The organism is Photobacterium sanguinicancri, assembly GCF_024346675.1.
Lineage (GTDB): Bacteria > Pseudomonadota > Gammaproteobacteria > Enterobacterales > Vibrionaceae > Photobacterium > Photobacterium sanguinicancri.
In genome coordinates, this window is sequence record NZ_AP024850.1 from 270,804 (window position 1) to 296,809 (window position 26,006).

The following is a 26,006-nucleotide window of genomic DNA, read 5'->3' on the forward strand; positions in this document are numbered from 1 at the left end:
CAATCACTGTTTGACGTATATAAAAGAGGGCCATTGCTCTCTTTTTTGCTTTTTTGGATAAAGAAAATAAGCATGATATTTGAGGCTTTAACCTCCTTATGATTAATTTTCACACAAGGGTTGCGTTCTAAAATGTGATCTGTATAATGCATCGCACTGCCAGAGGTCACCATATCTTGTAGGCGCAGTTGTGAACCAATAAGCATTGAGGAAGAAGCTGTTTACAGCTTGAAAATGTATACTCTGACTTATGTTCGCAGTCATTAAATTGGCTGACAATGTATCCGATAGGGATGCTACGTTCACATAAATCAATCGGCATTCCCTCGTCTTGACGAGCGTGAGTGGCGATATTGTTTGTGTAATTTTTATTTGGAGCTCTGTCTCATGCAGAACCAACGTATTCGTATCCGCCTTAAGGCTTTCGATCACCGTTTGATCGATCAGTCAACTGCGGAAATCGTTGAAACAGCTAAGCGTACTGGCGCGCAGGTTAAGGGTCCAATCCCTCTTCCTACACGTAAAGAGCGTTTCACTGTTCTTATTTCTCCTCACGTTAATAAGGACGCACGTGACCAGTACGAAATTCGTACTCACAAGCGCCTTATCGACATCGTTGAGCCAACAGATAAAACTGTTGATGCTCTTATGCGTCTAGACCTTGCTGCTGGCGTTGATGTTCAGATCAGCCTAGGTTAAGGGGAGATAAGAGAATGATTGGTCTAATCGGTCGTAAAGTGGGCATGACCCGCATCTTTACCGAAGAAGGCGTTTCTATTCCAGTAACAGTGGTTGAAGTTGAAAACAACCGTGTAACTCAAGTTAAATCTCTTGAGTCAGACGGTTACAACGCAATCCAAGTAACTGCTGGAACTAAGAAAGCTAGCCGTGTTAATAAGCCAGAAGCAGGTCACTTTGCGAAAGCAGGTGTTGAAGCTGGTCGCGGTCTTTGGGAATTCCGTCTAGATAGTGGTGAAGAGTTTGCAGTTGGCGCTGAGCTAAACGTAGAACTGTTCAACGAAATTAAAAAAGTAGACGTTACTGGTACATCTAAAGGTAAAGGTTTCCAAGGTGCTATTAAGCGCTGGAACTTCTCTACTCAAGATATGACCCATGGTAACTCCTTGTCTCACCGTGCTCCGGGTTCAATTGGCCAATGTCAAACTCCAGGTCGCGTATTTAAAGGCAAGAAAATGGCTGGTCACATGGGAGCTGAGCGTGTAACGACTCAAAACCTAGAGATCGTACGTGTTGACGCTGAGCGCAATCTGCTTCTTATTAAAGGTGCAGTACCAGGTGCTACAGGCGGTAACGTGATCGTAAAACCAGCTGTTAAAGCGTAACGTCGAGGAGTTAGTAATGGAATTGGTAGTCAAAGGCGCAGACGCGCTAACTGTCTCCGAAACTACTTTTGGGCGTGACTTCAATGAAGCGCTTGTACACCAAGTAGTTGTTGCTTTTGCAGCAGGTGCTCGTCAAGGTACACGCGCTCAGAAGACTCGTTCTGACGTTTCTGGTGGTGGTGCTAAACCATGGCGCCAGAAAGGTACAGGTCGCGCTCGAGCTGGTACAATCCGTAGCCCAATTTGGCGCTCGGGTGGTGTAACTTTTGCTGCACGTCCACAGGACCACAGCCAAAAAGTTAACAAAAAAATGTACCGTGGTGCTATGAAGAGCATTCTTTCTGAGCTAGTTCGTCAAGAGCGTTTAATCGTTGTTGATGAGTTCTCTCTAGAAGCACCAAAGACAAAGGCACTAGTTGCTAAGCTTAATGAGCTTGAGCTAACTGATGCACTGATCGTAACTGGCGAATTAGATGAGAATCTATTCCTTGCAGCACGTAACCTATACAAAGTAGACGTACGTGACGCAGCGGCAATCGACCCAGTTAGCTTGATCGCTTTCGATAAAGTTGTGATGACTGCAGCAGCAGTTAAAGCAGTTGAGGAGATGCTAGCATGATCACTGAAGAGCGTATTTTAAAAGTTCTACGTGCTCCGCACATCTCTGAAAAAGCTACAATGGCAGCTGAAAATGCGAACACTATCGTATTTAAAGTAGCTATGACAGCAACGAAGAAAGAGATTAAAGCAGCAGTTGAAAAACTGTTCGAAGTTGAAGTTAAGTCTGTTAATACTCTTATCACTAAGGGTAAGACCAAACGTCAAGGTATGCGCCAAGGCCGTCGTTCAGACGTGAAGAAAGCGTACGTTATCTTGAAAGAAGGTCAAGACATCGACTTCGCTGGTAGTGCAGAGTAAGACTAGGAGCTAAGAAGAATGGCTATTGTTAAATGTAAGCCGACTTCCCCGGGTCGTCGCCACGTAGTTAAAGTGGTTAACTCTGACCTGCATAAGGGTAAGCCGTACGCACCACTACTAGAGAAAAACTCTAAGTCTGGTGGTCGTAACAATAACGGTCGTATCACAGTACGTCACATCGGTGGTGGTAATAAACAACATTACCGTCTAATCGACTTTAAACGTACTAAAGATGGTATCCCAGCTAAAGTAGAGCGTTTGGAATATGATCCAAACCGTAGCGCAAACATCGCGCTAGTACTTTATGCTGACGGTGAACGCCGTTACATCATCGCGCCAAAAGGCATCCAAGCTGGTGATTCAATCCAGTCTGGCGTAGATGCTGCGATCAAAGTTGGTAACACGTTACCAATGCGCAACATCCCAGTAGGTTCAACAATTCACTGTGTTGAACTTAAGCCTGGTAAAGGTGCTCAGCTGGCTCGTTCAGCTGGTGCATACGCTCAGATCATTGCACGTACAGGCACATATGTGACTCTACGTCTACGTTCTGGTGAAATGCGTAAAGTTCTTGCTGAAGGTCGTGCGACTCTAGGTGAAGTTGGTAATGCAGAACACATGCTACGTGAGCTAGGTAAAGCTGGTGCTTCACGCTGGCGCGGTGTTCGCCCAACTGTACGTGGTGTTGTAATGAACCCAGTGGATCACCCACACGGTGGTGGTGAAGGTCGTACATCAGGCGGTCGTCACCCAGTATCACCTTGGGGTGTTCCAACTAAGGGTTTCAAAACTCGTAAGAACAAACGTACCGACAAGTACATCGTACGTCGTCGTAACAAGTAATTATAAAGAGGATACGCCATGCCACGTTCTCTCAAGAAAGGTCCATTTATTGACCTACACTTGCTGAAGAAGGTAGAGAAAGCGTTGGAAAGCGGTGACAAGAAGCCTGTAAAGACTTGGTCCCGTCGCTCAATGATCATTCCACAAATGATCGGTTTGACCATCGCTGTCCATAATGGTCGTCAGCACGTTCCTGTTTTCGTTTCTGAAGAAATGATCGGTCACAAGCTAGGCGAATTTGCACCAACACGTACTTACCGCGGTCACGCTGCGGATAAGAAAGCTAAAAAGCGCTAAGGAGTAAGTAATGGAAGCTATCGCTAAACATCGCTTTGCTCGCATTTCGCCGCAAAAAGCTCGTTTGGTTGCAGATCAACTGCGCGGTAAGCCAGTTGACCAAGCTCTAGAAATTCTTCAGTTCAGCAACAAGAAAGCTGCTGACCTGATCAAGAAAGTTCTAGAATCAGCTATCGCTAACGCAGAACACAACGAAGGCGCAGACATTGATGATCTTAATGTTGCTAAGATTTTCGTTGATGAAGGTCCTATCATGAAGCGTATTATGCCTCGTGCTAAAGGCCGTGCCGATCGCATCTTGAAGCGTTCTAGCCACATCACTGTTGTTGTAGCAGACCGCTAAGAGACTAGGAGAGAAAGCAATGGGTCAGAAAGTACATCCTAATGGTATTCGTCTAGGCATTTGTAAGCCTTGGAATACCACTTGGTTTGCTAACAGCCAAGAGTTCGCTGACAACCTAGACGGCGACTTCAAGGTACGTCAGTTTCTTACAAAAGAACTGAAAAAAGCATCTTTATCACGCATCGTTATCGAGCGTCCTGCTAAGAGCATCCGTGTGACTATTCACACTGCTCGTCCAGGCGTAGTAATCGGTAAGAAAGGCGAAGATGTAGAAAAACTACGCGCTGCAGTAGCTAAGATCGCGGGCGTTCCAGCTCAGATCAATATCTCTGAAGTACGTAAGCCAGAGCTAGACGGTCAATTAGTTGCAGACAGCATCGCGTCTCAACTAGAACGTCGTGTTATGTTCCGTCGCGCTATGAAGCGTGCAGTTCAAAACGCTATGCGTCTTGGCGCTAAGGGTATCAAAGTTGAAGTAAGTGGTCGTCTAGGCGGCGCTGAAATCGCACGTACTGAGTGGTACCGTGAAGGCCGTGTGCCTCTACACACTCTTCGTGCTGACATTGATTACGCAACTTCTTCGGCTCACACCCAATACGGTGTAATTGGCGTTAAAGTTTGGATCTTCAAAGGTGAAGTTCTAGGCGGCATGCCAGTTGAAGAGCCTAAGGCTGACAAGCCTAAGAAGCAGCGCAAAAGCCGTAAATAAGGAGTTTATTGATGCTGCAACCTAAACGCACTAAATTCCGCAAGACTTTTAAAGGTCGTAACCGCGGTTTAGCGAACGGTACTGACGTAAGCTTCGGTACATTTGGTCTTAAAGCTGTTGGTCGTGGTCGTTTGACTGCTCGCCAAATTGAAGCTGCTCGTCGTGCTATGACTCGTCATATCAAACGTCAAGGCCAGATCTGGATTCGTGTTTTCCCAGACAAACCTATTACATCTAAGCCTCTTGAAGTTCGTCAAGGTAAAGGTAAAGGTAACGTAGAATACTGGGTTGCTCAAATTCAACCAGGTAAAGTTCTATATGAAATGGATGGTGTTTCTGAAGATCTAGCTCGTGAAGCTTTTAAACTTGCTGCACGTAAGCTACCAATCAAGACAACATTTGTAACTAAGGCGGTGATGTGATGAACGCACAAGATCTGCGCGCGAAAAGCGTTGAAGAACTTAATGCTGAGCTTGTTGGCCTGCTACGTGAACAGTTTAACTTGCGCATGCAAGCTGCGACTGGTCAACTACAGCAGACTCACACTCTAAAAGCTGTACGTCGCGATATCGCACGTGTTAAAACCGTTCTGACTGAAAAGGCTGGCGCATAATGAGCGAAATTCGTACTCAGCTTGGTCGTGTTGTTAGCGACAAAGGCGATAAGTCTATTGTTGTTGCAATCGAGCGTAAAGTGAAGCACCCGATCTACGGTAAGTACATCACGCGCACGACTAAACTTCACGCACATGACGAAAACAACGAGTGTGGCCTAGGCGATACTGTTGAAGTTCGTGAGTGTCGTCCAATGTCTAAGACTAAGTCTTGGTCACTGGTACGTGTAGTTGAAAAAGCTCGCGGTTAAGCGAACTTAGCAACTAACTAAACAAACGGCCCTGAGAAAGTTTGGGGTCGTTTATTTTTTGTCTACCCATCGGTCGAAAATGGTGTTATCATTCGCCGCCTTTGAAGAAAAGGCATATCGATCCGAAAGGGTTTAGATGTTTTAAAATAAGCGGAGCACTAACATGATCCAAATGCAAAGTACGCTTGAAGCAGCCGATAACTCCGGCGCTCGTCGCGTAATGTGTATTAAGGTTCTGGGTGGTTCTCACCGTCGCTATGCACATATCGGTGACATCATCAAAGTTACTGTGAAGGAAGCAATTCCTCGCGGTAAAGTTAAGAAAGGTGATGTTCTGAAGGCGGTGGTTGTACGCACCCGTAAAGGCGTTCGTCGTCCAGACGGCTCTGTCATTCGCTTTGACCGTAATGCTTGCGTACTGTTGAACGACACAAGTGAGCAACCAATCGGTACTCGTATTTTTGGCCCTGTGACGCGTGAACTTCGTAACTCGAAATTCATGAAAATTGTGTCACTAGCGCCTGAAGTACTGTAAGGAGCGATCAAAATGGCAGCAAAAATCCGTCGTAACGACGAAATTATCGTTCTTGTTGGTAAAGATAAAGGCAAGAAAGGTAAGGTAACTAAGGTTTTAGCAACCGGTAAAGTTATCGTTGAAGGTATCAACATGGTTAAGAAACACCAGAAGCCTGTACCGGCAATGGGTGTTCAAGGCGGCATCGTAGAGCAAGAAGCTGCGATTGACGTATCAAATGTTGCTATCGTTAACGGTCAAGGTAATGCGGACCGTGTAGGCTTCCGATTTGAAGACGACAAAAAAGTTCGTTTCTTTAAGTCGACTGGCGAAACTATCAAGTAAGTTTGGAGTAGTACTATGGCGAAACTGCATGATTACTACAAAGAGTCTATTGTAAAAGAGCTTTCTGAAAAGTTCGATTACAAGAGCATCATGCAAGTCCCAAGGATCGAAAAAATCACACTTAACATGGGTGTGGGCGAAGCGATCAACGACAAGAAGCTTTTAGAGAACGCTGCTGCTGACATGACTGCTATTGCAGGTCAGAAGCCGCTAATCACTAAAGCTCGTAAGTCTGTTGCTGGCTTTAAGATCCGTGAGGGCTACCCGATTGGCTGTAAAGTAACCTTACGTGGCGAGCGTATGTGGGACTTTTTCGAGCGTCTAATTTCAATTGCTGTACCTCGTATTCGAGATTTCCGTGGTCTTAACCCGAAATCATTCGATGGTCGTGGTAACTACAGCATGGGCGTTCGCGAGCAGATTATCTTCCCAGAAATCGACTACGACAAAGTAGATCGAGTGCGTGGTCTTGATATTACTATCACGACTACAGCAGCATCTGATGAAGAAGCTCATGCTCTGCTTTCTGCTTTTAACTTCCCATTCCGTAAGTAAAAGTAAGGGTTACTAATGGCTAAAGAATCGATGAAGGCGCGTGAAACTAAACGCGCTAAGCTAGTAGCTAAGTTCGCTGAGAAGCGTGCTGCGCTAAAAGCACTAATTAATGACGTGAACACGTCTGAAGACGACCGCTGGAATGCAGTTCTTAAGCTTCAGTCACTTCCACGTGATTCTAGTCCTTCTCGTCAGCGTAACCGCTGTAACCAGACAGGACGCCCGCACGGCTACCTACGTAAGTTTGGTCTATGCCGTATCAAGGTTCGCGAAACTTGCATGAAAGGCGAGATTCCGGGTCTACGTAAGGCAAGCTGGTAATTTACTTACCAATTTAGAATCACGGAGTATTGACTTATGAGCATGCAAGATCCGATTTCGGATATGCTGACCCGCATTCGTAACGGTCAGGCAGCGCAAAAAGTTGCTGTTAAAATGCCATCTTCTAAGCAGAAAGTTGCAATTGCTGCACTTCTAAAAGAAGAAGGTTTCGTGGCTGACTACACTGTTACTGGTGAAGTTAAGCCTGAGCTAGAAGTTACACTTAAGTACTTCGAAGCTAACCCAGTTATCGAGCAAATCCAACGTGTATCACGTCCTGGTCTGCGCATCTACAAGAAAAAAGATGCTCTACCTTCAGTGATGGGTGGCCTTGGTGTTGCTGTTATTTCCACTTCCAAGGGTCTTATGACCGACCGCGCTGCACGCAAAGCGGGTCTTGGCGGTGAGATTATCTGCTACGTAGCTTAATAGGAGTAGGACATGTCTCGTGTTGCAAAAGCACCTGTAGTAATTCCTGCTGGCGTAGAAGTTAAACTTAACGGTCAGGAAATCACTGTGAAAGGCGGTAAAGGCGAACTAGTTCGTGTTATCAACCAAGCAGTAGTTTTAACCCAGGAAGAGAACACCATTACATTCGGTCCTCGTGAAGGTATCGATAAAGCTTGGGCACAAGCAGGTACTGCTCGTGCACTAGTTAACAACATGGTTGTTGGTGTTACCGAAGGTTTCACTAAGAAGCTGATTCTTAAAGGTGTAGGTTACCGTGCTGCTATCAAAGGCAACGCTGTAGGTCTAACCCTTGGCTTCTCTCACCCAGTTGAGCACGAATTGCCGGAAGGTATCAAAGCTGAATGTCCATCACAAACTGAAATCGTACTTACGGGTACTGATAAGCAGTTAGTTGGTCAAGTAGCTGCAGATATTCGCGCTTACCGTAGCCCTGAACCTTACAAAGGTAAAGGTGTTCGTTACGCAGATGAAAATGTGCGTACTAAAGAAGCTAAGAAGAAGTAAGGTAACACTATGGATAAGAAAGCATCTCGTATCCGTCGTGCGACCCGTGCACGTCGTAAGATTGCTGAACTGGGCGTTACACGCCTAGTTGTACACCGCACTCCACGTCACGTGTACGCTCAGGTTATCGCACCTAATGGCTCCGAGGTTATCGCTGCCGCTTCTACCGTAGAAAAAGCGATCCGCGAGCAAGTTAAGAGTACCGGTAACAAGGACGCTGCTACAGCTGTAGGTAAAGCTATTGCTGAGCGCGCGATTGAAAAAGGCATCTCTAACGTTGCATTCGATCGCTCTGGTTTCCAATACCACGGCCGTGTAGCTGCACTAGCAGAAGCTGCTCGTGAAGCTGGTCTGAAATTCTAAGGTAGGCGGAAGATGGCTAACGAAAAAACTCAATCAGATTTGGCTGAAAAGCTGATCGCTGTTAACCGTGTTTCAAAAACGGTTAAAGGTGGTCGTATTTTCAGCTTTACTGCACTAACAGTAGTTGGTGACGGTAACGGTCGCATCGGTTTTGGTTACGGCAAGGCACGTGAAGTTCCTGCTGCAATCCAGAAAGCGATGGAAAAAGCACGCCGTAACATGGTTACTGTTGCGCTAAACGACGGTACTCTACACCACGCTGTTAAAGGTCGCCACACTGGTTCTAAAGTGTACATGCAACCTGCATCAGAAGGTACTGGTATCATCGCCGGCGGTGCAATGCGTGCAGTGCTAGAGGTTGCGGGTATCCGTAACGTACTAGCTAAAGCATACGGTTCTACTAACCCAATCAACGTTGTTCGCGCAACAATTGATGGTCTAAGTGGAATGAACTCTCCAGAAATGATCGCTGCTAAGCGTGGTCTTTCTATCAAAGAAATTCTGGAGTAATCGACATGGCTAAGACTATTAAAGTAACACAGACAAAGAGCTCTATCGGTCGTTTACCGAAGCATAAAGCATCTTTGCGTGGCTTAGGCCTTCGTCGTATCAACCACACTGTTGAACTTGAAGATACTGCTTGCGTACGCGGCATGATCGCTAAAGTTTACTACATGGTTAAAGTTGAGGAGTAATCAGAATGCGTTTGAATACTCTATCACCGGCTGCGGGTTCTAAGCCTTCTGCGAAGCGCGTAGGTCGTGGTATCGGTTCAGGTCTGGGCAAAACTGGTGGCCGCGGTCACAAAGGTCAGAAATCACGTTCAGGTGGTTCTGTGCGTCCAGGCTTCGAAGGCGGTCAAATGCCTTTGAAACAGCGTCTACCAAAATTCGGTTTTACATCTCGTAAGAGCTTGGTAACAGCTGAAGTTCGTCTAGCTGAGCTAGCGAATGTTGAAAGTGACGTAGTTGATCTAAACAGCCTAAAAGCTGCGAACATCATTACTAAGAACATCCTTTTTGTTAAAGTTGTTCTTTCTGGTGAGATCGCACGCTCTGTGACTGTTAAAGGTCTTCGCGTGACTAAAGGCGCAAAAGCTGCAATCGAAGCTGCAGGCGGTAAAATCGAGGAATAATTAACTCGAGGATGAGGTACAGATGGCTAAACAACCAGGACAAGATTTTCGTAGCGCACAAGGTGGCCTAGCAGAGCTTAAGACTCGCCTATTATTCGTAATAGGAGCTATCTTAATTTTCCGAGCTGGCTCTTTTGTGCCTATTCCTGGTATTGACGCTGCTGTACTTGCCGATCTGTTCGAACAGCAAAAGGGTACCATCATTGAACTGTTTAACATGTTCTCTGGTGGTGCACTTGAGCGTGCATCAATCTTAGCATTGGGCATCATGCCGTATATATCGGCATCGATCATTGTTCAATTGCTAACGGTTGTTCACCCGGCGTTAGCCGAGTTGAAAAAGGAAGGAGAGTCTGGTCGTCGTAAGATTAGCCAGTACACTCGTTACGGCACGCTTGTTTTGGCAACCTTCCAAGCAATTGGTATTGCGACGGGGTTACCAAGTATGATTCCAGGCCTGGTGGTTAACCCTGGGCTTGGTTTCTACTTTGTTGCGGTTGTGAGTTTGGTTACCGGTACCATGTTCTTAATGTGGTTAGGTGAGCAAGTTACAGAACGCGGCATTGGTAACGGTATATCTTTGATTATTTTCACTGGTATCGTTGCTGGTTTGCCACCGGCTATTGGACAGACCGTAGAGCAAGCACGTCAAGGTGAATTGCACGTACTTCTTCTACTGTTAATTGCAGTTATTTCTTTCGCTGTAATTTACTTTGTAGTGTTCATGGAACGTGGTCAACGTCGTATCGTCGTTAACTACGCCAAGCGTCAACAAGGCCGTCGTGTCTTTGCTGCGCAGAGCACTCACTTGCCGTTGAAAATCAACATGGCAGGTGTTATTCCAGCGATTTTTGCATCAAGCATCATTTTGTTTCCAGGCACACTTGCACAGTGGTTTGGTCAAAATGAAAGCCTAGGTTGGCTAAGTGAAATTTCACTGGCTTTAAGCCCAGGTCAACCGCTTTATGTAATGCTTTATGCTGCTGCGATTATTTTCTTCTGTTTCTTCTATACCGCGTTGGTGTTTAACCCTCGCGAGACAGCTGATAACTTGAAGAAGTCTGGTGCGTTCGTACCTGGTATTCGCCCGGGTGAGCAGACTGCGAAATATATCGATAAAGTGATGACACGTTTAACCCTAGCGGGTGCAATGTACATTACCTTTATATGTCTGATCCCCGAGTTCATGATGATTGCATGGAACGTACGCTTCTATTTTGGCGGTACGTCGCTACTAATCGTAGTTGTAGTAATCATGGACTTCATGGCTCAAGTTCAGACACTTTTGATGTCTCAACAGTATGAGTCTGTTTTGAAAAAGGCTAATCTTAAAGGCTCAGGCCGTTAAGACTGGTTATTCCATTTACGGAGTTTAGCAATGAAAGTTCGTGCTTCCGTTAAGAAAATCTGCCGTAACTGTAAAGTTATCAAGCGCAACGGTGTTGTGCGTGTAATTTGCAGCGAGCCAAAGCATAAACAACGCCAAGGCTAATTAGCAGAAATATTTCTTGCAAATTGAAGATAGGTTGGCTAAATTAGCCAACCATCTTTTGTGTGTGCAAAAGAATTGTACCCCCGCTGCGTATCCTACACGGGCTTTGCAGCGGTTATTCTTGAAAAGTACTAGGAGTGAATAGTGGCCCGTATTGCAGGCATTAACATTCCTGATCATAAACATTCTGTAATCGCTTTAACAGCGATCTACGGTATCGGTAAAACCCGTTCTCAAGCTATTCTAGCTGAAGTGGGTATTGCTGAAGATGTTAAGATCAGTGAACTGAATGAAGAGCAGATCGATCAACTGCGTGATGGTGTAGCTAAGTACACTGTAGAAGGTGATCTACGTCGTGAAGTTTCCATGAACATCAAGCGTCTTATGGACCTTGGCTGTTACCGTGGTCTTCGTCATCGTCGCAGTCTACCACTACGTGGACAGCGTACTAAAACCAACGCTCGTACCCGTAAGGGTCCGCGCAAGCCGATCAAAAAATAATCGGATAAGGTAGAGTACAATGGCAAAACAACCAACTCGCGCGCGTAAGCGCGTACGTAAGCAAGTAGCTGATGGCGTTGCGCATATTCATGCTTCTTTCAACAACACAATCGTAACCATTACTGACCGTCAAGGTAATGCTCTTTCATGGGCAACTGCAGGTGGTTCTGGTTTCCGTGGTTCTCGTAAATCTACTCCGTTCGCTGCACAGGTTGCTGCTGAACGTTGTGGTGAAATGGCCAAAGAATATGGCGTTAAGAACCTAGAAGTTATGGTTAAGGGCCCTGGTCCTGGTCGTGAGTCTACAATCCGCGCTCTAAACGCAGCGGGTTTCCGTATCACTAACATTGTTGATGCGACTCCGATCCCTCATAACGGTTGTCGTCCACCTAAGAAACGTCGCGTATAACGTTTCGTTTTTAGGAAAACTGGAGAAAGAACATGGCAAGATATTTGGGTCCTAAGCTGAAGCTTAGCCGTCGCGAAGGTACTGACTTATTCCTTAAGTCTGGTGTTCGCGCGATTGATACCAAGTGTAAGATTGATAACGCGCCGGGCCAGCATGGTGCTCGTCGTGGCCGTCTATCTGATTACGGCGTTCAGCTTCGTGAGAAGCAGAAAGTTCGTCGTACATATGGCGTACTAGAAAAACAATTCCGTAACTACTACCAAGAAGCTGCTCGCATTAAGGGCAATACAGGTGAAAACCTGCTTCAACTTCTTGAAGGTCGTCTAGATAACGTAGTTTACCGTATGGGCTTTGGTGCAACTCGCGCTGAATCTCGTCAACTGGTAAGCCACAAAGCGATCCTAGTTAACGGTCAAGTCGTAAACGTTCCTTCTTTCAAGGTAGCGGCTAACGACGTTGTTAGCATTCGTGAGAAAGCTAAGAACCAAGCACGCATCAAAGCAGCTCTAGAAGTTGCTACGCAGCGTGAACTACCGACTTGGGTCGAAGTAGACAACAGCAAAATGGAAGGTACGTTCAAGCGTCTTCCAGAGCGTTCTGATTTGTCTGCCGACATCAATGAACACCTGATCGTCGAGCTTTACTCTAAGTAAGGCTATAGTTAAGAGAGGACACAATGCAGGGTTCTGTAACAGAATTTCTTAAGCCACGTCTTGTTGATATCGAACAAGTTAACACGACGCATGCAAAAGTAACTCTAGAGCCACTAGAGCGTGGTTTTGGCCACACTTTAGGTAACGCTCTTCGTCGTATTTTACTTTCTTCAATGCCGGGTTGTGCCGTAACTGAAGTTGAAATCGACGGTGTGTTACACGAGTACAGCACCAAAGAGGGAGTACAGGAAGATGTTCTTGAGATCCTTCTAAACCTTAAAGGTCTAGCCGTTAAGGTTGAGGGTAAAGACGAAGTTATCCTTACTCTGAACAAATCTGGTGCAGGCCCTGTTGTTGCAGGTGACATCACCCACGACGGTGATGTTGAGATTGCGAACTCAGAACACGTAATCTGCCACCTAACTGATGACAATGCTGATATCAGCATGCGCATCAAGGTAGAGCGTGGTCGTGGCTATGTACCAGCATCTGCTCGTATTCACACTGAAGAAGATGAGCGTCCAATTGGTCGTCTGTTAGTTGATTCAACTTTCAGCCCAGTTGACCGTATCGCTTACTCTGTAGAGGCAGCTCGCGTTGAACAACGTACTGACCTAGACAAATTAGTAATCGATATGGAGACAAACGGTACGCTTGATCCTGAGGAAGCTATCCGTCGCGCAGCAACTATTCTTGCTGAGCAACTGGATGCATTCGTAGATCTACGTGATGTACGAGTTCCTGAAGAGAAAGAAGAGAAGCCAGAGTTCGATCCGATCCTACTGCGTCCTGTAGACGATCTTGAACTAACTGTTCGCTCTGCTAACTGTTTGAAAGCAGAAGCGATCCATTACATCGGTGATCTTGTTCAGCGCACTGAGGTTGAGCTACTTAAAACGCCAAACCTTGGTAAGAAGTCTTTAACAGAAATTAAAGACGTGCTGGCATCTCGTGGTCTGTCTCTAGGCATGCGCTTAGAAAACTGGCCGCCAGCATCAATCGCTGAAGATTAATAGTTACTGATATCTAGTTAGAAGGATTAGGTCATGCGCCATCGTAAGAGTGGTCGTCAACTCAACCGCAACAGCAGTCATCGCAAAGCGATGTTCAGCAACATGGCTAGCTCTCTGGTACGTCACGAACTTATCAAGACTACCTTGCCTAAGGCAAAAGAGCTACGTCGCGTAATTGAGCCGTTGATTACCCTAGCTAAGACAGACAGTGTTGCTAACCGTCGTCTTGCATTCGCTCGTACTCGTGATAACGAGATCGTTGCGAAACTATTTAACGAATTAGGTCCACGTTTCGCTCAACGCCCAGGCGGTTACACTCGCATTCTTAAATGCGGTTTCCGTACTGGCGATAAAGCCCCAATGGCTTACATTGAGCTTGTAGATCGTCCTGCAAAGGAAGAAGCTGCTGCTGAATAAGCACTAGCCGTTAAATTAAAAAGAGCCGAGTCTTAGACTCGGCTTTTTTTTTGCATTGAATTTCTTGATAGCATAAGGAGTTTGATGTGATTTACTTACTACTCGATAGTTCAGGCTTTGGTGGCATTGAAAGCCATGTTCTACAATTGGCTCGCTTACTGAAAAACAAGCAACAAGCGGTTACCGTTGTTTTTATTCGTCATTATGTTGATCACCCTCTGTATCAGCAGTTAGAGGATGCTGCTATCCCTTTTCATTTCTTGCATGCTTATGGCAAGAAAATTCATTCTGCATACACATTTGCAAAGCAATTGAACGGTGATGATGTGCTGCACGCACATGGTTACAAAGCATCTATTTTTATCCGCGCCCTTCGTTTTTTTACTACTTCCACTATCGTCACGACATTTCACGCCGGTGAAACATCATTCGGCCGCGTCGCTTTCTATGAATGGTGTAATCGTGTCTCTAGCTTTATGTCGTATAACCTTGCAGTTAGCCAAGCAATACAATCTTCGATTCCAGCTCGGTGTGAGCTACTTTCTAATTTCGTTCCTATTTCCGCCAATGTCGATTGCTTACCGTTTGGCAAGCCGCGCCGTTTGCAGGTGGGATTTGTTGGGCGACTGTGCGCTGTAAAAGGGATTGATCGGTTTTTATGGTTAGCGGCTCAAAATGATGGATGTGATTACCATGTTTTCGGTGATGGTGATGGTGAAGATGTTGAATTGCTCCAGAGTATTGAGAGCCTGAGCGCTAAATTCTCTATCCATTGGCATGGTCGAGTTGATGATATGGCTGAACATTGGCATGTGTTAGATATTTTACTGATGCCTTCTCGTGCAGAAGGCTTACCTATGGCCGCATTAGAAGCTATGTCGCATGGGGTGATTACTATCGCGACCGATGTTGGTGATCTTGCTCGTTTATTACCAAACAACTGTATTGTTGAACAATCAAAATGGAAGACCTTGGCTGACATAGTCAAGACTTTTGATAACGACAAAGCTTTGGCCTTGGATGTTGCCATTAAGCAACAGCAACATATTAAAGATACTTATAGCTGTGAAGCTCGGTGGCCGCAATTGAAAGCTATTTATCAACTAACAGAGTAACTCACAGTCAGATTTAGTGGTGGCTATGGCAGTAGCTAATGCTAACTAACGTTTTATCATCGGCAGTCATGGAGGCGTTGTATTGCCACAATTCTTGGTGGCGTTGTTCGGGGGTAAGATCTGTTAATAGCCTAAGAGCTTTCTTATTCCACTCCGATTCCGCTAGACCATCACTATAGCAATGGATGCTGGCACCTGAACTCAATGTGTTTAGCCATGGCTCATCATCTATTTCATCAAATAGCCCCAGCAATCCAGAAGTTTGTTGAATCTCATCGCTTTGCTTTTGTGAACAATACAAAGGTGCTGGCATACCCGCGTTGAAACACGCAACTTGGCCATCTTCTTGTAAATGGATCAGCATTAAGCACAGTAGATGCTGTGATTGGCTTAGATACAGCCTAGTATTGAGGTGCTGGTAAAGCTGGGCCGGACTAATGTCATCATTTTCCAACAGCCCACTAATATAACCTAGCCATACTGCGCCATTGGCTTTCGCTATAGCACCGTGTCCCATGTGATCACCTAAGATGACTAACGTCGTGCCGTCAGCTAGGCTATGTTGCATTACAAAGTCTCCACTGTTTTCTGCTTGTTGGCTGATTTCGATGTGCCAGTGGGTTACTTCTGTTTGACGTATAGGTAGCGGAAGACATAAAGCTAGCTGTTGCTCGAATTGTAATTGGTATTGAGTCGTAAGGTGCTGATGCCTTTCTAACACTCGCTGGATAACGCCGAGTAAATGAGGTTTATTGATTGGTTTCAGTAAGTAGTCATCAATGGCTGATTGTCCTGCCAGTTCTATGCTGTCAGCTAAGCTGTCACCAGAGATAAAGACAAAAGGTAATATTGCATGTCTTCGTTGCTGTTTGACGTGATCACGGAAGGTAATCCCACTCATGATAGGCATGTGAAAATCAGTTAATACAAGGTCACAATGATTATGAGTCAGCCATTCAATTGCTTCTGTTGCTTGGCTAAAAATAGTGAGCTGATAATTATCTTCAAGGAAGTGCGCTAATAGCTTCAACTGGCTTTGGCTGTCATCAACAATTAATAGATGCTGTTTTTGCTTTTGATTAGACAGGTAAAACGTAATTATATTGGTATCGTTTGATGTTCGGTAATCAAAATCAGCAAAGGTAGCTTTGATAATAGCAAGCCCCATACCTGACTCGCTCAACATATTGGGGAGATCAGCTGCGTTGATCATTGCGTTCAGCTCCTCCCATGGTGAACCATTATCATGAATTTCTAGGCAGTCTCCTTGCTTGTTTCTTCCGTAGCGAATTGTGATGGTGCTGGGTGGCTGTGGAGGATGTTTCAGTAAGTTAGTACTATATTCACTACATACGAGTTGTAATTGCTGTAAACGAGTAGGGTTAATGTCTAGCGCTGCTGCTTTATCAGTGAAAAGACTACGAATATGACTTAGTGTCGAGTAGTTAAGTTGAAAGCGGCGTTGCAGCAATACTTGATCCATTACTGATACTTACCTTGTAATAATGGATTGGTTTGTAAGTAGTTTCTGATTTGCTGTTTCATTATTTTGGGTAACCACTTCGCTTTATTTTCCATAACCCGTCGTATCTCTTCTGCCAATGTTGGATTAATTTGATCGTTAATTAAGGTCCCGATTAAATCTACATTCCCTTGCTCAAGTCGCTGGACACTTGCGAGCACTTCGCTTTCGGTTGTTTTACCCGCAGCAATACACAAGATAGTGCCATTACTTGCATGACTGATAGAGGCAATAGCAAGATTTCGCCAATTGGCTGTATTGATATTGCCTACATCACAGATAATGTACTGATAGTCATCAAGCCATTGCTTAACCGCTGCGGCGAGTATTTGTGGTTGGCGCAGCTCTAAAATTGTTTGTTGTGATTGAGGCTGAGGTAGTAAATCGAGCTCTTCACTTAACACTCTGATGTGTTTGGAAAAGTCTGCAGCCTGACACGACCAATCGGCTTTGGGGTAACCTTGACCTGATCCAGCAAGATCGAGGTCGATCAGTAATGTCTTCGGCTGATCGGCGGATAAACGTTGTGCCAGCCAATAGGCTTGCGTTGAGGTGCCACAGCCTGAACTGGCACCAGCAAAGGTAATAATACGGCATTGACGCTGATGGATTTGTTGAAATAGTTGGTCAAATTCCTGACTTAGCCACGGCTTCATAATGCAGCTCCTAATACGACCAAAGTGACGATGCCGAGTGCATCGCGGAGTGTTTGACGAAGTTGTGAAGCGGTCGAGTCATCTTCACTAGGTACATAAACTGTGTCGCCAGGCCGCAACAATGGCAAGGGGGATTGGCCTGGATTTTTGACGTATCCCCGTAAATCGAAGGTCTGTGCTTGATCGCCACAGCAAGAGGTATTCACTATCATGATGCGTTCGATATAAGCGGTATCTTTGGGGCCGCCAGCTTCGGCTAATAGATCTAAGATATTCATTTGATTATTAAAGGCATAGCGGCCGGGCTTATTGACTGAACCCATCAGGCGAACCACCCGTTCTGCGGGTTTATCTAGCCAGTTACCTTGTTCTTTAGGGACATAGATAACATCGCCAGGTACCACGCGGGGGATCAGCGTCTCATCGCCTGTTTCAAAATACAGCGAAAGATTCAGTTTGGTGACTTTACTGGTGTTGCCGCTGCGGTGACTGATGCGGATCTGACGAAGATCGGCCTCGCCGTTAGGGCCATCAGCCGCTGAGAGAATATCGAGAAAGCCTAATTCGCGATTGAAGGCGTAGCGTCCAGGTGCGCCGACTTGGCCAAAGACGTAAATAGAGTCATCTGCAGATTGGCGGATCCAACTAGATTTGTTGTCGGTCGGATCATGGGGTAATTCGTCAATTACGATTGTATCGCCAGTCGCTAGCCGAGGAAGCCCCGCAAAACTGCCCCCTTCGGTAATGAAGTTATCGAGATCGAAATAAAGGACATTCTCTTGTGCTTGACGGTGTTCTTTAATGATACGAATGTTGGTGATATTGGCTTCTTTAGTTGGGCCGCCAGCCATCGCGAGTACATCAAGGAATGTCATACTGGCATTCCAATTAAATCGGCCAGGTGCTTTAACCGCACCGATGACTTTGACTGCGTCTGTATCGGCAACAGCATCAACTTGCGGTAAGAAAATCACATCGCCAGCCACCACTTTGGGGAGCAGGGCTTCATTACCTGTCTTAAAGTAACGTGCCAAGTTAAAGCGACTGACTTTGGTGGTTTTTCCGTCACGGTGAGTGATCAGTACTTCTTGAATATCGGCTTCACCTGTTGGGCCATCGGCAGCAGAGAGAATATCGAGAAACCCTTGATCGTTGTTGAATGCATATCGGCCAGGAGCACCGACCTGGCCAAATATATAGATAGAGTCTTGTGCTGATTGACGTAACCAGCTGGCTTTATTATCGCTAGGGTCGTGTGGGAGCTCATCGAAGATAATGGTATCACCCGCTTGAAGCGGAGGAAGTTGGCTATTTGGTTTGTTTTTTTGGGTAAAATCTTCGAAGTTGAAGGTGATTATTCTCGCTTCATCGGCGGCTGCACTCTCGCGCACAATACGAATATTCGAGAGGTTGGTTTGTTGTTTTGGTCCGCCAGCATGTGCGAGTAAATCCATGAAACTCATGGTGTCATTCCACTCAAAACGTCCAGGATTGTTGACGGCTCCGATGATCTTGATGGCACGATCATTGGTCACTTTAAGCCAAGATTTTTCATTAAAATCAATTTTCTCGGGAATGAAAATGACATCGCCTGGCATCATTGTCGGCAGGGTGTATTGATCGGGTGCTTGGGTGTATTTCACCAAGTTAATCGCAATAGCGGGTTTGGTATTGCTCAATAATTTGATTTGGGTGGTATCAGCAAAGCGGGTTGGGCCGCCTGCGTTGGCGAGTACATCGATAAACCCTGTACCAGCACTGCTTTCATAGGCGCCGGGAGCTTGTACTTCCCCCATGACATAGACGGTACGAGAGGTGGTATTAATATCTTCAACTTCTATTGGCGCAAAAATAGTGGTACCAGGCTTGATTGGGGGGAGGTTAGTGGTATCGCCACTGTCTAAATAGGCTTTAAGATCGAATTGATAGGGAACATTATCGGTGATCACTCGGATCTTGGTTACATCGGCATATCGAGTCACGCCATCGGCTCGCATAATGGCATCAACCACTGTCATGTCGGGCTTATAGCTGAATGTGCCAGGATTGCGGAGTTCACCAAAAATGGTGAGTCCTTGCGCCTCATCGGCATCGCCTCCCTCGCGTAAAGAGGCGGCATCAAAATTCACTTCTATGTTGCCAAGTAGTGGCGAGGTAGGTACGAAAATCGTATCCCCCCCCTTTAAAGCGGGCAGAGGTTGTGCTTGTTTACCATCAAGATAGGCTTTGTAGTCAAACACAATTGACTTATCGCCGCGGATTAACTTGAACTGATCTAGCTGTGCGCCGGGTCTCGCACCGCCCGCTGCGGCGAGTGCCATTTGAACATTACTGTCTGTTTTTAATGAGACCATCCCTGGCTTTTCAACATAGCCGAGAACTTTTACCCGCAAGAGGTGTTCCATAATCCGCAGCTCGAATTCATCTAGATTTCGGTAGATCACCTGGAGGAGCTGTCTGATTTTTTGCTCTGCTTGTGGAACCGTTAATCCTGCGACGGCGACGAGCCCCACTTCAGGAAGTAAAAGTTGCCCTTGATCGTCGATAGTAAAAGGATCCTCAAAATCACTTTCGCCTGGTAGCTGAAGGTATACGCGATCCCCTGCAGTCAAGGTCGTGGCTTGCACGCCCATAACTGGGAAGATGAGTAATACGATCAACAGCAGGAATCTCATAATGACTCCTTCACTGCATGCCAATCTTGCAGCGAGTAAACACGATGCTGCGAACGGGTGTGATGCTCGACTAGAACCACGGCTTCCACTTTTCGGTTACTCAAACGTTCAGTTCTTGATGTTGGATCTTCAACTGAAGTTTTTTCTCCTGCACTAAAGATGGCGATTTGCTTAGGTTCAACCCCTAGCTCAATTAAGAAGCGTTTGACGGTATCAGCGCGGCGCATACCGAGGTCGTCGTTATAAGATTCAGTGCCGAGAGTGTCGGTGAATCCAGTCAGCTGAAGGTGCCAATGGTTCTGACGTTTGAGTATTGAGGCGGCGCGGCGCAGGGCTTGCTGATAGTCTGGCAGTAACTGAGTGCGGTTAAAGGCAAACTGATTGTCTATTTTCATTAAGACTAAGAATTTATCGCGCAATTCTACTTCGGAGTAATGTGGGTTTAAACATAAGGTATGGTATTCCAACCAGTCCATTTGCTGTTGGATTTTGGCAAATTGCGTTTGATATTGCAGAAGAGTGATATCGGCATCATCATCAAAGCCAGCCTTCGCTTCTTGACGTGCTTTGCTATAGAGATTTTCTAACGTTCGGTATTGGCCGGGAAGACAAGATTTTGCCCCGCGGGTTGCCAGGATCTGTAATTCAAAATCATGATGCTCAAGTTCATGCCATTGATCGGTTTCTGGTGGGGAATAAGGATTTTCTCCTGCGGCAGGCCAGCTTGAACACCCATTAAGCATGAGGGCGGTCACAACGAGAGATAATCTGATCATATTAATGCAGCTCCGCTGTGGTGATCAGCGGGATCACCTTGTCAATCCGTAACATTATTATCAGCTGGCGAGGTTGGCCATTCACGTTAAGTAGGCGTAACGCTTTGCCGCGGCTTTTCAACCGCTTGTATAAGAAAACAATGGCACCAATTCCACAGGAGTCAATAAATTGTACCTTGGTCATGTCAATAACGAGCTCAGATAGCTCGGTTTTACTCAGGGTTTCTAACTGGCTTTCCATCTGCTTGGCAACATGCGCATCGAATTCATCCTGCAGAGAAAGTGCGATTACTGATTCAGTCATACTTGGCATATTAACCTCTTTATAGTGCCATCAGCGTTGTGATTCTGTGTGATGGCCATGTGTGTATCGAGAGGAACAAGCGTGATGAGATTACTCCTGTTCCATTAGGGTAATAATGTCTATTCAAGCTATATGCCAAATTGCTGGGTGAAGGTGAGCACGGGAGGATATGTCGTGATCGTGACGATTATTGGCCGCGTTTAGTCACCATAACGAGAATGGTTTTGAATATGATAAACGTGTCCATCTTTAGCCATTGCCACGGCGAGCCTAGTGCGGCGGCATAAGCATGGTCCCAGGCTATTTTGGCTTTTACATCGTCAAGACAGCGATCATAGCCTTGGCTGACCTGTGCTAACCCAGTTATCCCAGGGCGTAAACCCACGGTGCGTTCTATGTAGAATGGCAATGCATTTTGCAAATCGCCACAAAGTTGTGGTCGCTCAGGGCGTGGCCCTATCAGTGCCATATCGCCTTTAATGACATTGATAAATTGTGGTAGTTCATCTAATCGTGTTACACGTAAAAATCGGCCGATACGGGTGATCCTTGGATCGTCTTGTTGTGCCCATACTGCGCCTGAATCTTGCTCGGCATTATGAGTCATAGTGCGAAATTTAATGACTTCAAATAAGTCCGTGTGTTGTTCACTGATTTGACCGACTCGCAGTTGACGATAGAAAACGGGGCCTTTTGAATCGAGCTTAATCAGCAGTGCGATCACAGGCCAAAGCGGCAAAGTAAGCACTAATCCTATAAAACTTAATACGAGATCACTGAGACGCTTACAGCATTGTGTTGAGCGCGCCTGGTAGTCGTAGAGCGGTGGTAGGTGGCGCCAACCTTGTTTAAATTGACCATTGAGATAACGCACCATGCCAAACAGCGAAGAGTAATAGCCGCCCACTAAATAATGCCATTTACTCAAGTGCTTCTGATTAACCCCCCAGGCTGGCAGCACTGCGAGGAAGTAGGCGCTGAGTTGGCCAATGACAAGCAGGCCCGCCAGTAACGATCCTTGGATAGCGAGTGCACTGGTTGCAAGAAGATAGCCAATCAAAATGAAAGGCATGACAGTGCGAAGCCCTTTACCTGAACCAAATAGCCATCCCAGCTTTTTTTGTTTTGGCGAAAATAAGAATCGACAGCGTATCAGTTGTTGCAAATTTCCTGCCCCAATGCGTTGACGACGCTGGTGGTTTTGCTGGTCTGTTGATGGTGAAATTTCTACGCTGTTTATGTCTTGGTTGAGGAGAACGTTGTAGCCTTGTTTTATCACCATCATAGGCAACATGAAGTCATCATTAATGGTGTCTTCTGGCAAGGGCGTAAACAGGGAGGCGCGCATAATATAAAAAGCCCCGTTGCCTCCCATTACACTACCAAGTTGGGATTCAGCGTGACGAATTTTATTTTGCCATTGCCAATACTGCTTTTCCCCTTCAGTCGCATCTGCGAGTAGGTAACAACTGGTAATAGCACCGGTTTCAGTGTTTTGAAAACTGTGGGCAGCCTGAGTGAGTGCATCAATAGAAATAAGTGCAGAGATATCACTGAGCGCAATAAGATCGTATTGGGTGGACACTTGCGCCATCAAGGCATTCAGACGTGCAAGCTTACCTCGGTTGTTTGCTTTATCTGTCCATTCTAGCTTAATCCCCGCTTGCTCAAATTTGGGGTGCCATTCTTTAATGATCTCAGCGGTATTATCGCTACAGCCATCGCAGCAAATATGGACGCTAAGTTTTTCTGCAGGGTAATCGAGCATTAATATGTTCGCCAGTTTGGCGGCCATATAATTGGCTTCATTATGAGCGGGCATGACTAAAGCAATACTCGGGTATTCGTCATGGTGAGAAGCGGCCGGCGAAGTGGATCGATCATCGGTGTGATACTTACCTAAACGGATCATTACCGCGGTGTACACAATATGATGATAGATAATCAAGATGCTTAGAAATATAACGATAAACCACAACATCATTACGCTCCTTTGCTAAAAAGCTAATGATTCATAACGGGTTGTCATGGTTCTCACATCGGCACAGTCACGTACAAACCGTGCATTGTGAATGCTGACTTCTTTATTGTGTTTCAACCCTTCGATTAATGCATTGGCAAACAGTTGAGGGAGGTCTGACTCAACCAGTATTCCTGATAGTGGACACAGTAGATCAGGGATCCCACCCACTTTTGTCGCCACCACACTTTTGCCACAGGCTTGGGCTTCAAGCAAAGCCAGTGGTAATCCTTCTTGTCGTGATGGCATACAAAAAAGATCAATAGCACGATAGAAGTTTCGCATTTTGCTGCAATAGCCTAACCAATGAATGCGATGGCTTACTTGGTATTGTGAGGCGAGTTGTTTGAGGGCGGATTCTTCAGGGCCCTGTCCGGCAATCACAAGGTGATGATCGTTAGGTAGTTGGGTAAGTGCCATTATCGCAATATCAAGCCCCTTTTCTTTGACTAAGCGTCCAGCACAGCCGATTAATATTTTATCGAGAGGGAGGCATAAGTGCTGACGAGAAAAAAGCTGATGCCCGGGTGAAAAGTAGTTGGTATCTATACCGTTGAGGATGATGTGATCTGCTGGACGACCAAGCATTCGTTCAAGCTGTAATGCAACACGAGGAGCATCTGCGACCAACTGTACTTTGTTGCTACTTAATAACCATTTGGTTAATCGACGCTGTTTCGCATTTTGCAAATGCCAACTATCATGTTCGGTTTGGATGTGACGGATAGAGGTTGTGATAGTGGCAAGACGGCTATATAAGAGTGGGCCTATGTGGTGTGAGTGAACCACTTTGACCTTCAGCTTACGGATCAAGTGACGTAGCTTAATCACGGTCGTGAAGCTTTTTCCTGTGGGTTTGTTCAGGAAAAAAAGTTGGTCTTTAAAAGGAAGCAGTTCAGGCCATGCTTTAATCGCGTCGACTTTGTTGCCTTCAAGCGCTACCACATACTGCTTATAGCCTGGTGAAGAGAAGCGCAATAGGTTTAACACCAGGTGTTCAATGCCACCAGGATGAAGATGCTGAACGACTTGCAAGGTGACATGATCCATAGTGACTCCCTAATTAGCAGTATGTTGAAAATTTGGAATACGAATAAGCACGGGGGCATTCGTGAGTCGACTAATATGTGCACTTTGGTATAAACGCGTATCAAAGAGTTGCACTACACAAGCGAGCGACAATCCAAGCCCAAGCCCTCCAGCTATACCTAAGCAAAAGTTGAGCCACCAAGGCCAATTGAGTGGTTGGGTCGGTACGCTCGGGCGGTCAATGATTTTAAGTTTGTCAGGTTCTTCAAATCGCCCTAGTTGACCTGTGACTTTTGCCATTTCAAAGCGCTCAAATAAGCGGTTGTAAATACGAGACTTTACATCATGATTACGCTGTAGCGTGGTGAGCTGTTGTTCCAACTCTGCGTATTCAGATCGCATCATGTTAACGTTATCGGCTTGTTTGTTTAGTAGTTTTAATTCTTCATCGAGTGCCAGTATTTGATTTTCTGCTTGCTGTAATTTCTCAAATTGACTGAGTAAAATGGGTTGCGATTTGCTATCACTGGATGAAGAGTGGCTGGCGATACGCTGCCAAAGTTGACTGATCTCTTGTTGAGTCAACGATTGCTGCGAATTCATTAACCTTGCACGTTCTTGCTTGAGTCGATTCAGTTTAAGTAATAATGCTTTTACCGATGAATGCTTGTCGGTGTAGCTGGCGCGTAAGATGGCGAGCTTTGCTTCCGCAAGGACGATTTTTTCTTCCATCATCCCTATAACGGGGTTGGTACTGGCGAGGCGTGCAAATAAGTTGTCACGTTGGGATTTAGCATGAAGCTGCTTGAGCTCAGTATCGCGAATCAGGGTTTTAAGCTGCGTATCATTTTGAATATTAGAACCCTGTAAGTGGGGCAAGTTATCCGCATTATTAGCCTTGAATATCGCAAGCTCTTTTTCAGCAGCCTCTAAATCTTGTTGGGTGGCTGTTAGTTGACGCTGTAGAAAAACTTCAGAGTTATCGATTGATGCGCGTCCTGGGGCGCGAAGCTTTTCAAGAAAAACGGTGGATATTGTATTGAGGATAAGAGGGATCTCTTGGGGTTCATGCCAAGTTAAACCGAGTTGAACCACGTCATTACCAATGAGCTCCAGCCTCAGTTGCTGATTGATCATCTTACAGTAATAAGCAATGGCATCTGGATCTTGCGCGCCGGCCAAGCCTGATTGAACCGCGACATCATCCAGTACACTTTTACTATGAATTAAAACCCGTAATGCTTTGATCCTTTGCTTTAAATTCATTGAGATAGAAAGATCTTCTAGGAAAGGATTTAGCATAGCAGTTTCTTGTACCAGGATGGTTGTCTTCCCGTAGTAGCGCTTGGCTTTTACCATGCTGCCTGCGGTCATCAAAAGTGGCACGACGATCATTGGGATCACCACTAAATAGCGATGTTTCCACAAGGCCAGCAGTAACGGATAAAGTTGGGCAAATAACTTAGAACGCATTGTTATAGCCTCTTGAGTAGCACGGTATCAGGTTGTTGTTTGGGGGCGAATTCAGTGCGTAAAGGTATGTTTTTCGCTGAGGATATTTTGTTGATTGCCTGCATCCGCTTTTGGCTTTGTAGTAGCGAATCAAAAGGATTGTTGAGATTCGCAGGGGCAATATAAGCCGCAAGCTGGTGGTAGGGATTATCCTCAAAAAATTGTTGGACCTTACGTTGTTGCTCAACATTGAGTGAGACTTGCTCTGGGCTAAAAAAGATCTCAAGTTGCTGAGCTGTTTGTGTGGTTGTCGCGCAGCCACTCAGTAATAGCAACCCTAAGTAGCTAACACGTAAGATGTGTTTGGTTGTGCTTGGCATACTTGATCCTTTATTTATTCGAATATCCTTCTCTCAGTAGTAGCAAAAAAAGTGCCGTGTTGTCGTT

38 protein-coding genes are annotated in these 26,006 nt (G+C 45.7%); 29 read left to right on the forward strand and 9 right to left on the reverse strand.

What is annotated here, in order from left to right; genetic code table 11:
* The first annotated feature begins 387 nt into the window (after positions 1-387).
* From rpsJ to OCU87_RS01425, 29 genes are all read left to right on the forward strand, one after another.
* On the forward strand, positions 388-699 hold the full coding sequence (gene rpsJ / locus OCU87_RS01285) for a 30S ribosomal protein S10 (protein ID WP_002541412.1): 312 nt from the start codon (positions 388-390) through the stop codon (positions 697-699).
* Between the two features lie 14 nt (positions 700-713).
* Positions 714-1,343 (forward strand): 50S ribosomal protein L3, encoded by a 630-nt coding sequence (gene rplC / locus OCU87_RS01290; protein ID WP_048900841.1) that lies wholly within the window; start codon positions 714-716, stop codon positions 1,341-1,343.
* 16 nt (positions 1,344-1,359) lie between these two features.
* Positions 1,360-1,962: a 50S ribosomal protein L4 gene (rplD, locus tag OCU87_RS01295; RefSeq protein ID WP_048900842.1), complete on the forward strand. Its 603-nt coding sequence runs from the start codon at positions 1,360-1,362 to the stop codon at positions 1,960-1,962.
* The gene (rplW, locus tag OCU87_RS01300) at positions 1,959-2,261 is read left to right on the forward strand and encodes a 50S ribosomal protein L23 (RefSeq protein ID WP_062690092.1); all 303 of its coding nucleotides are present in this window, start codon (positions 1,959-1,961) and stop codon (positions 2,259-2,261) included. Before rplD ends, rplW begins: the two co-directional genes overlap by 4 nt.
* Positions 2,262-2,279: 18 nt before the next feature.
* Positions 2,280-3,104, forward strand: a complete 825-nt coding sequence (rplB, locus tag OCU87_RS01305) for a 50S ribosomal protein L2 (RefSeq protein WP_094956755.1) — start codon at positions 2,280-2,282, stop codon at positions 3,102-3,104.
* 18 nt (positions 3,105-3,122) lie between these two features.
* Positions 3,123-3,401 (forward strand): 30S ribosomal protein S19, encoded by a 279-nt coding sequence (gene rpsS / locus OCU87_RS01310; protein ID WP_005302795.1) that lies wholly within the window; start codon positions 3,123-3,125, stop codon positions 3,399-3,401.
* 10 nt (positions 3,402-3,411) lie between these two features.
* Complete coding sequence (gene rplV, locus OCU87_RS01315; protein WP_048900845.1) at positions 3,412-3,744, forward strand: 50S ribosomal protein L22; 333 nt, start codon at positions 3,412-3,414, stop codon at positions 3,742-3,744.
* Between the two features lie 19 nt (positions 3,745-3,763).
* Positions 3,764-4,453, forward strand: coding sequence for a 30S ribosomal protein S3 (rpsC, locus tag OCU87_RS01320; protein WP_062690089.1), 690 nt, complete (start codon positions 3,764-3,766; stop codon positions 4,451-4,453).
* 11 nt (positions 4,454-4,464) lie between these two features.
* Complete coding sequence (gene rplP, locus OCU87_RS01325) at positions 4,465-4,875, forward strand: 50S ribosomal protein L16 (RefSeq protein WP_062690087.1); 411 nt, start codon at positions 4,465-4,467, stop codon at positions 4,873-4,875.
* The gene (rpmC, locus tag OCU87_RS01330) at positions 4,875-5,066 is read left to right on the forward strand and encodes a 50S ribosomal protein L29 (RefSeq protein ID WP_048900848.1); all 192 of its coding nucleotides are present in this window, start codon (positions 4,875-4,877) and stop codon (positions 5,064-5,066) included. The genes rplP and rpmC overlap by 1 nt, the downstream gene beginning before the upstream one ends.
* Positions 5,066-5,317, forward strand: a complete 252-nt coding sequence (gene rpsQ, locus OCU87_RS01335) for a 30S ribosomal protein S17 (protein WP_062690085.1) — start codon at positions 5,066-5,068, stop codon at positions 5,315-5,317. The genes rpmC and rpsQ overlap by 1 nt, the downstream gene beginning before the upstream one ends.
* A 163-nt stretch (positions 5,318-5,480) precedes the next feature.
* On the forward strand, positions 5,481-5,852 hold the full coding sequence (gene rplN / locus OCU87_RS01340; RefSeq protein WP_062690083.1) for a 50S ribosomal protein L14: 372 nt from the start codon (positions 5,481-5,483) through the stop codon (positions 5,850-5,852).
* A 12-nt stretch (positions 5,853-5,864) separates the two neighbouring features.
* Positions 5,865-6,176 (forward strand): 50S ribosomal protein L24, encoded by a 312-nt coding sequence (rplX, locus tag OCU87_RS01345; RefSeq protein ID WP_062690081.1) that lies wholly within the window; start codon positions 5,865-5,867, stop codon positions 6,174-6,176.
* Positions 6,177-6,191: 15 nt separating this feature from the next.
* Entirely contained in the window at positions 6,192-6,731 is a 540-nt protein-coding gene (gene rplE / locus OCU87_RS01350; RefSeq protein ID WP_062690079.1) for a 50S ribosomal protein L5, read from the forward strand.
* A gap of 15 nt (positions 6,732-6,746) precedes the next feature.
* Entirely contained in the window at positions 6,747-7,052 is a 306-nt protein-coding gene (rpsN, locus tag OCU87_RS01355; RefSeq protein ID WP_062690077.1) for a 30S ribosomal protein S14, read from the forward strand.
* Positions 7,053-7,088: 36 nt separating this feature from the next.
* The gene (rpsH, locus tag OCU87_RS01360) at positions 7,089-7,481 is read left to right on the forward strand and encodes a 30S ribosomal protein S8 (protein WP_062690075.1); all 393 of its coding nucleotides are present in this window, start codon (positions 7,089-7,091) and stop codon (positions 7,479-7,481) included.
* Between the two features lie 12 nt (positions 7,482-7,493).
* Complete coding sequence (gene rplF, locus OCU87_RS01365) at positions 7,494-8,027, forward strand: 50S ribosomal protein L6 (RefSeq protein ID WP_062690074.1); 534 nt, start codon at positions 7,494-7,496, stop codon at positions 8,025-8,027.
* 9 nt (positions 8,028-8,036) lie between these two features.
* Complete coding sequence (gene rplR / locus OCU87_RS01370) at positions 8,037-8,390, forward strand: 50S ribosomal protein L18 (RefSeq protein ID WP_048900856.1); 354 nt, start codon at positions 8,037-8,039, stop codon at positions 8,388-8,390.
* Positions 8,391-8,402: 12 nt separating this feature from the next.
* Complete coding sequence (rpsE, locus tag OCU87_RS01375) at positions 8,403-8,900, forward strand: 30S ribosomal protein S5 (protein WP_062690072.1); 498 nt, start codon at positions 8,403-8,405, stop codon at positions 8,898-8,900.
* Positions 8,901-8,905: 5 nt separating this feature from the next.
* Positions 8,906-9,085, forward strand: coding sequence for a 50S ribosomal protein L30 (gene rpmD / locus OCU87_RS01380; protein WP_048900858.1), 180 nt, complete (start codon positions 8,906-8,908; stop codon positions 9,083-9,085).
* A 5-nt stretch (positions 9,086-9,090) separates the two neighbouring features.
* On the forward strand, positions 9,091-9,525 hold the full coding sequence (gene rplO / locus OCU87_RS01385; RefSeq protein ID WP_094956757.1) for a 50S ribosomal protein L15: 435 nt from the start codon (positions 9,091-9,093) through the stop codon (positions 9,523-9,525).
* Between the two features lie 22 nt (positions 9,526-9,547).
* On the forward strand, positions 9,548-10,873 hold the full coding sequence (gene secY / locus OCU87_RS01390) for a preprotein translocase subunit SecY (protein ID WP_062690068.1): 1,326 nt from the start codon (positions 9,548-9,550) through the stop codon (positions 10,871-10,873).
* A gap of 30 nt (positions 10,874-10,903) precedes the next feature.
* The gene (rpmJ, locus tag OCU87_RS01395; protein WP_000868186.1) at positions 10,904-11,017 is read left to right on the forward strand and encodes a 50S ribosomal protein L36; all 114 of its coding nucleotides are present in this window, start codon (positions 10,904-10,906) and stop codon (positions 11,015-11,017) included.
* A 144-nt stretch (positions 11,018-11,161) separates the two neighbouring features.
* Entirely contained in the window at positions 11,162-11,518 is a 357-nt protein-coding gene (gene rpsM / locus OCU87_RS01400; protein WP_094956758.1) for a 30S ribosomal protein S13, read from the forward strand.
* A 19-nt stretch (positions 11,519-11,537) separates the two neighbouring features.
* Entirely contained in the window at positions 11,538-11,927 is a 390-nt protein-coding gene (gene rpsK / locus OCU87_RS01405; RefSeq protein ID WP_005370963.1) for a 30S ribosomal protein S11, read from the forward strand.
* Positions 11,928-11,959: 32 nt separating this feature from the next.
* A complete protein-coding gene (rpsD, locus tag OCU87_RS01410) occupies positions 11,960-12,580 on the forward strand; it encodes a 30S ribosomal protein S4 (RefSeq protein WP_062690064.1) in 621 nt (206 codons plus the stop codon).
* Between the two features lie 23 nt (positions 12,581-12,603).
* On the forward strand, positions 12,604-13,593 hold the full coding sequence (locus tag OCU87_RS01415) for a DNA-directed RNA polymerase subunit alpha (RefSeq protein WP_062690062.1): 990 nt from the start codon (positions 12,604-12,606) through the stop codon (positions 13,591-13,593).
* A gap of 33 nt (positions 13,594-13,626) precedes the next feature.
* The gene (gene rplQ / locus OCU87_RS01420) at positions 13,627-14,010 is read left to right on the forward strand and encodes a 50S ribosomal protein L17 (protein ID WP_094956759.1); all 384 of its coding nucleotides are present in this window, start codon (positions 13,627-13,629) and stop codon (positions 14,008-14,010) included.
* Positions 14,011-14,096: 86 nt separating this feature from the next.
* Positions 14,097-15,125 carry a glycosyltransferase family 4 protein gene (locus OCU87_RS01425; RefSeq protein WP_062690060.1) on the forward strand — a complete coding sequence of 343 codons (1,029 nt, stop codon included), beginning with the start codon at positions 14,097-14,099 and terminating at the stop codon, positions 15,123-15,125.
* A gap of 13 nt (positions 15,126-15,138) precedes the next feature.
* On the opposite strand, the gene OCU87_RS01430 is transcribed toward OCU87_RS01425, so the two are convergent.
* From OCU87_RS01430 to OCU87_RS01470, 9 genes are all read right to left on the reverse strand, one after another.
* Entirely contained in the window at positions 15,139-16,608 is a 1,470-nt protein-coding gene (locus tag OCU87_RS01430) for a response regulator (protein WP_062690058.1), read from the reverse strand.
* Positions 16,608-17,303, reverse strand: coding sequence for a P-loop NTPase family protein (locus tag OCU87_RS01435; protein WP_062690057.1), 696 nt, complete (start codon positions 17,301-17,303; stop codon positions 16,608-16,610). Before OCU87_RS01435 ends, OCU87_RS01430 begins: the two co-directional genes overlap by 1 nt.
* Complete coding sequence (locus tag OCU87_RS01440; RefSeq protein WP_261857708.1) at positions 17,300-19,978, reverse strand: SLBB domain-containing protein; 2,679 nt, start codon at positions 19,976-19,978, stop codon at positions 17,300-17,302. The genes OCU87_RS01435 and OCU87_RS01440 overlap by 4 nt, the downstream gene beginning before the upstream one ends.
* Complete coding sequence (locus OCU87_RS01445; protein ID WP_062690055.1) at positions 19,975-20,754, reverse strand: OmpA family protein; 780 nt, start codon at positions 20,752-20,754, stop codon at positions 19,975-19,977. The genes OCU87_RS01440 and OCU87_RS01445 overlap by 4 nt, the downstream gene beginning before the upstream one ends.
* 1 nt (position 20,755) lies before the next feature.
* Entirely contained in the window at positions 20,756-21,067 is a 312-nt protein-coding gene (locus tag OCU87_RS01450) for an STAS domain-containing protein (RefSeq protein ID WP_062690053.1), read from the reverse strand.
* Positions 21,068-21,245: 178 nt separating this feature from the next.
* On the reverse strand, positions 21,246-23,042 hold the full coding sequence (locus tag OCU87_RS01455) for a sugar transferase (protein WP_261857709.1): 1,797 nt from the start codon (positions 23,040-23,042) through the stop codon (positions 21,246-21,248).
* A gap of 12 nt (positions 23,043-23,054) precedes the next feature.
* Positions 23,055-24,128: a glycosyltransferase gene (locus OCU87_RS01460; protein WP_062690050.1), complete on the reverse strand. Its 1,074-nt coding sequence runs from the start codon at positions 24,126-24,128 to the stop codon at positions 23,055-23,057.
* 9 nt (positions 24,129-24,137) lie between these two features.
* Positions 24,138-25,580 (reverse strand): GumC family protein, encoded by a 1,443-nt coding sequence (locus OCU87_RS01465; protein ID WP_062690048.1) that lies wholly within the window; start codon positions 25,578-25,580, stop codon positions 24,138-24,140.
* Between the two features lie 2 nt (positions 25,581-25,582).
* Entirely contained in the window at positions 25,583-25,939 is a 357-nt protein-coding gene (locus tag OCU87_RS01470; protein ID WP_062690046.1) for a hypothetical protein, read from the reverse strand.
* Between the last annotated feature and the right edge of the window lie 67 nt (positions 25,940-26,006).

What these genes read in the sequence shown, in the direction of transcription:
- rpsJ (WP_002541412.1), top strand. Translation starts at nt 388, where the DNA reads ATGCAGAACCAACGTATTCGTATCCGCCTTAAGGCTTTCGATCACCGT.
- rplC (WP_048900841.1), top strand. Translation starts at nt 714, where the DNA reads ATGATTGGTCTAATCGGTCGTAAAGTGGGCATGACCCGCATCTTTACC.
- rplD (WP_048900842.1), top strand. Translation starts at nt 1,360, where the DNA reads ATGGAATTGGTAGTCAAAGGCGCAGACGCGCTAACTGTCTCCGAAACT.
- rplW (WP_062690092.1), top strand. Translation starts at nt 1,959, where the DNA reads ATGATCACTGAAGAGCGTATTTTAAAAGTTCTACGTGCTCCGCACATC.
- rplB (WP_094956755.1), top strand. Translation starts at nt 2,280, where the DNA reads ATGGCTATTGTTAAATGTAAGCCGACTTCCCCGGGTCGTCGCCACGTA.
- rpsS (WP_005302795.1), top strand. Translation starts at nt 3,123, where the DNA reads ATGCCACGTTCTCTCAAGAAAGGTCCATTTATTGACCTACACTTGCTG.
- rplV (WP_048900845.1), top strand. Translation starts at nt 3,412, where the DNA reads ATGGAAGCTATCGCTAAACATCGCTTTGCTCGCATTTCGCCGCAAAAA.
- rpsC (WP_062690089.1), top strand. Translation starts at nt 3,764, where the DNA reads ATGGGTCAGAAAGTACATCCTAATGGTATTCGTCTAGGCATTTGTAAG.
- rplP (WP_062690087.1), top strand. Translation starts at nt 4,465, where the DNA reads ATGCTGCAACCTAAACGCACTAAATTCCGCAAGACTTTTAAAGGTCGT.
- rpmC (WP_048900848.1), top strand. Translation starts at nt 4,875, where the DNA reads ATGAACGCACAAGATCTGCGCGCGAAAAGCGTTGAAGAACTTAATGCT.
- rpsQ (WP_062690085.1), top strand. Translation starts at nt 5,066, where the DNA reads ATGAGCGAAATTCGTACTCAGCTTGGTCGTGTTGTTAGCGACAAAGGC.
- rplN (WP_062690083.1), top strand. Translation starts at nt 5,481, where the DNA reads ATGATCCAAATGCAAAGTACGCTTGAAGCAGCCGATAACTCCGGCGCT.
- rplX (WP_062690081.1), top strand. Translation starts at nt 5,865, where the DNA reads ATGGCAGCAAAAATCCGTCGTAACGACGAAATTATCGTTCTTGTTGGT.
- rplE (WP_062690079.1), top strand. Translation starts at nt 6,192, where the DNA reads ATGGCGAAACTGCATGATTACTACAAAGAGTCTATTGTAAAAGAGCTT.
- rpsN (WP_062690077.1), top strand. Translation starts at nt 6,747, where the DNA reads ATGGCTAAAGAATCGATGAAGGCGCGTGAAACTAAACGCGCTAAGCTA.
- rpsH (WP_062690075.1), top strand. Translation starts at nt 7,089, where the DNA reads ATGAGCATGCAAGATCCGATTTCGGATATGCTGACCCGCATTCGTAAC.
- rplF (WP_062690074.1), top strand. Translation starts at nt 7,494, where the DNA reads ATGTCTCGTGTTGCAAAAGCACCTGTAGTAATTCCTGCTGGCGTAGAA.
- rplR (WP_048900856.1), top strand. Translation starts at nt 8,037, where the DNA reads ATGGATAAGAAAGCATCTCGTATCCGTCGTGCGACCCGTGCACGTCGT.
- rpsE (WP_062690072.1), top strand. Translation starts at nt 8,403, where the DNA reads ATGGCTAACGAAAAAACTCAATCAGATTTGGCTGAAAAGCTGATCGCT.
- rpmD (WP_048900858.1), top strand. Translation starts at nt 8,906, where the DNA reads ATGGCTAAGACTATTAAAGTAACACAGACAAAGAGCTCTATCGGTCGT.
- rplO (WP_094956757.1), top strand. Translation starts at nt 9,091, where the DNA reads ATGCGTTTGAATACTCTATCACCGGCTGCGGGTTCTAAGCCTTCTGCG.
- secY (WP_062690068.1), top strand. Translation starts at nt 9,548, where the DNA reads ATGGCTAAACAACCAGGACAAGATTTTCGTAGCGCACAAGGTGGCCTA.
- rpmJ (WP_000868186.1), top strand. Translation starts at nt 10,904, where the DNA reads ATGAAAGTTCGTGCTTCCGTTAAGAAAATCTGCCGTAACTGTAAAGTT.
- rpsK (WP_005370963.1), top strand. Translation starts at nt 11,538, where the DNA reads ATGGCAAAACAACCAACTCGCGCGCGTAAGCGCGTACGTAAGCAAGTA.
- rpsD (WP_062690064.1), top strand. Translation starts at nt 11,960, where the DNA reads ATGGCAAGATATTTGGGTCCTAAGCTGAAGCTTAGCCGTCGCGAAGGT.
- OCU87_RS01415 (WP_062690062.1), top strand. Translation starts at nt 12,604, where the DNA reads ATGCAGGGTTCTGTAACAGAATTTCTTAAGCCACGTCTTGTTGATATC.
- rplQ (WP_094956759.1), top strand. Translation starts at nt 13,627, where the DNA reads ATGCGCCATCGTAAGAGTGGTCGTCAACTCAACCGCAACAGCAGTCAT.
- OCU87_RS01430 (WP_062690058.1), bottom strand. Translation starts at nt 16,608, where the DNA reads ATGGATCAAGTATTGCTGCAACGCCGCTTTCAACTTAACTACTCGACA.
- OCU87_RS01435 (WP_062690057.1), bottom strand. Translation starts at nt 17,303, where the DNA reads ATGAAGCCGTGGCTAAGTCAGGAATTTGACCAACTATTTCAACAAATC.
- OCU87_RS01440 (WP_261857708.1), bottom strand. Translation starts at nt 19,978, where the DNA reads ATGAGATTCCTGCTGTTGATCGTATTACTCATCTTCCCAGTTATGGGC.
- OCU87_RS01445 (WP_062690055.1), bottom strand. Translation starts at nt 20,754, where the DNA reads ATGATCAGATTATCTCTCGTTGTGACCGCCCTCATGCTTAATGGGTGT.
- OCU87_RS01450 (WP_062690053.1), bottom strand. Translation starts at nt 21,067, where the DNA reads ATGCCAAGTATGACTGAATCAGTAATCGCACTTTCTCTGCAGGATGAA.
- OCU87_RS01455 (WP_261857709.1), bottom strand. Translation starts at nt 23,042, where the DNA reads ATGATGTTGTGGTTTATCGTTATATTTCTAAGCATCTTGATTATCTAT.
- OCU87_RS01460 (WP_062690050.1), bottom strand. Translation starts at nt 24,128, where the DNA reads ATGGATCATGTCACCTTGCAAGTCGTTCAGCATCTTCATCCTGGTGGC.
- OCU87_RS01465 (WP_062690048.1), bottom strand. Translation starts at nt 25,580, where the DNA reads ATGCGTTCTAAGTTATTTGCCCAACTTTATCCGTTACTGCTGGCCTTG.
- OCU87_RS01470 (WP_062690046.1), bottom strand. Translation starts at nt 25,939, where the DNA reads ATGCCAAGCACAACCAAACACATCTTACGTGTTAGCTACTTAGGGTTG.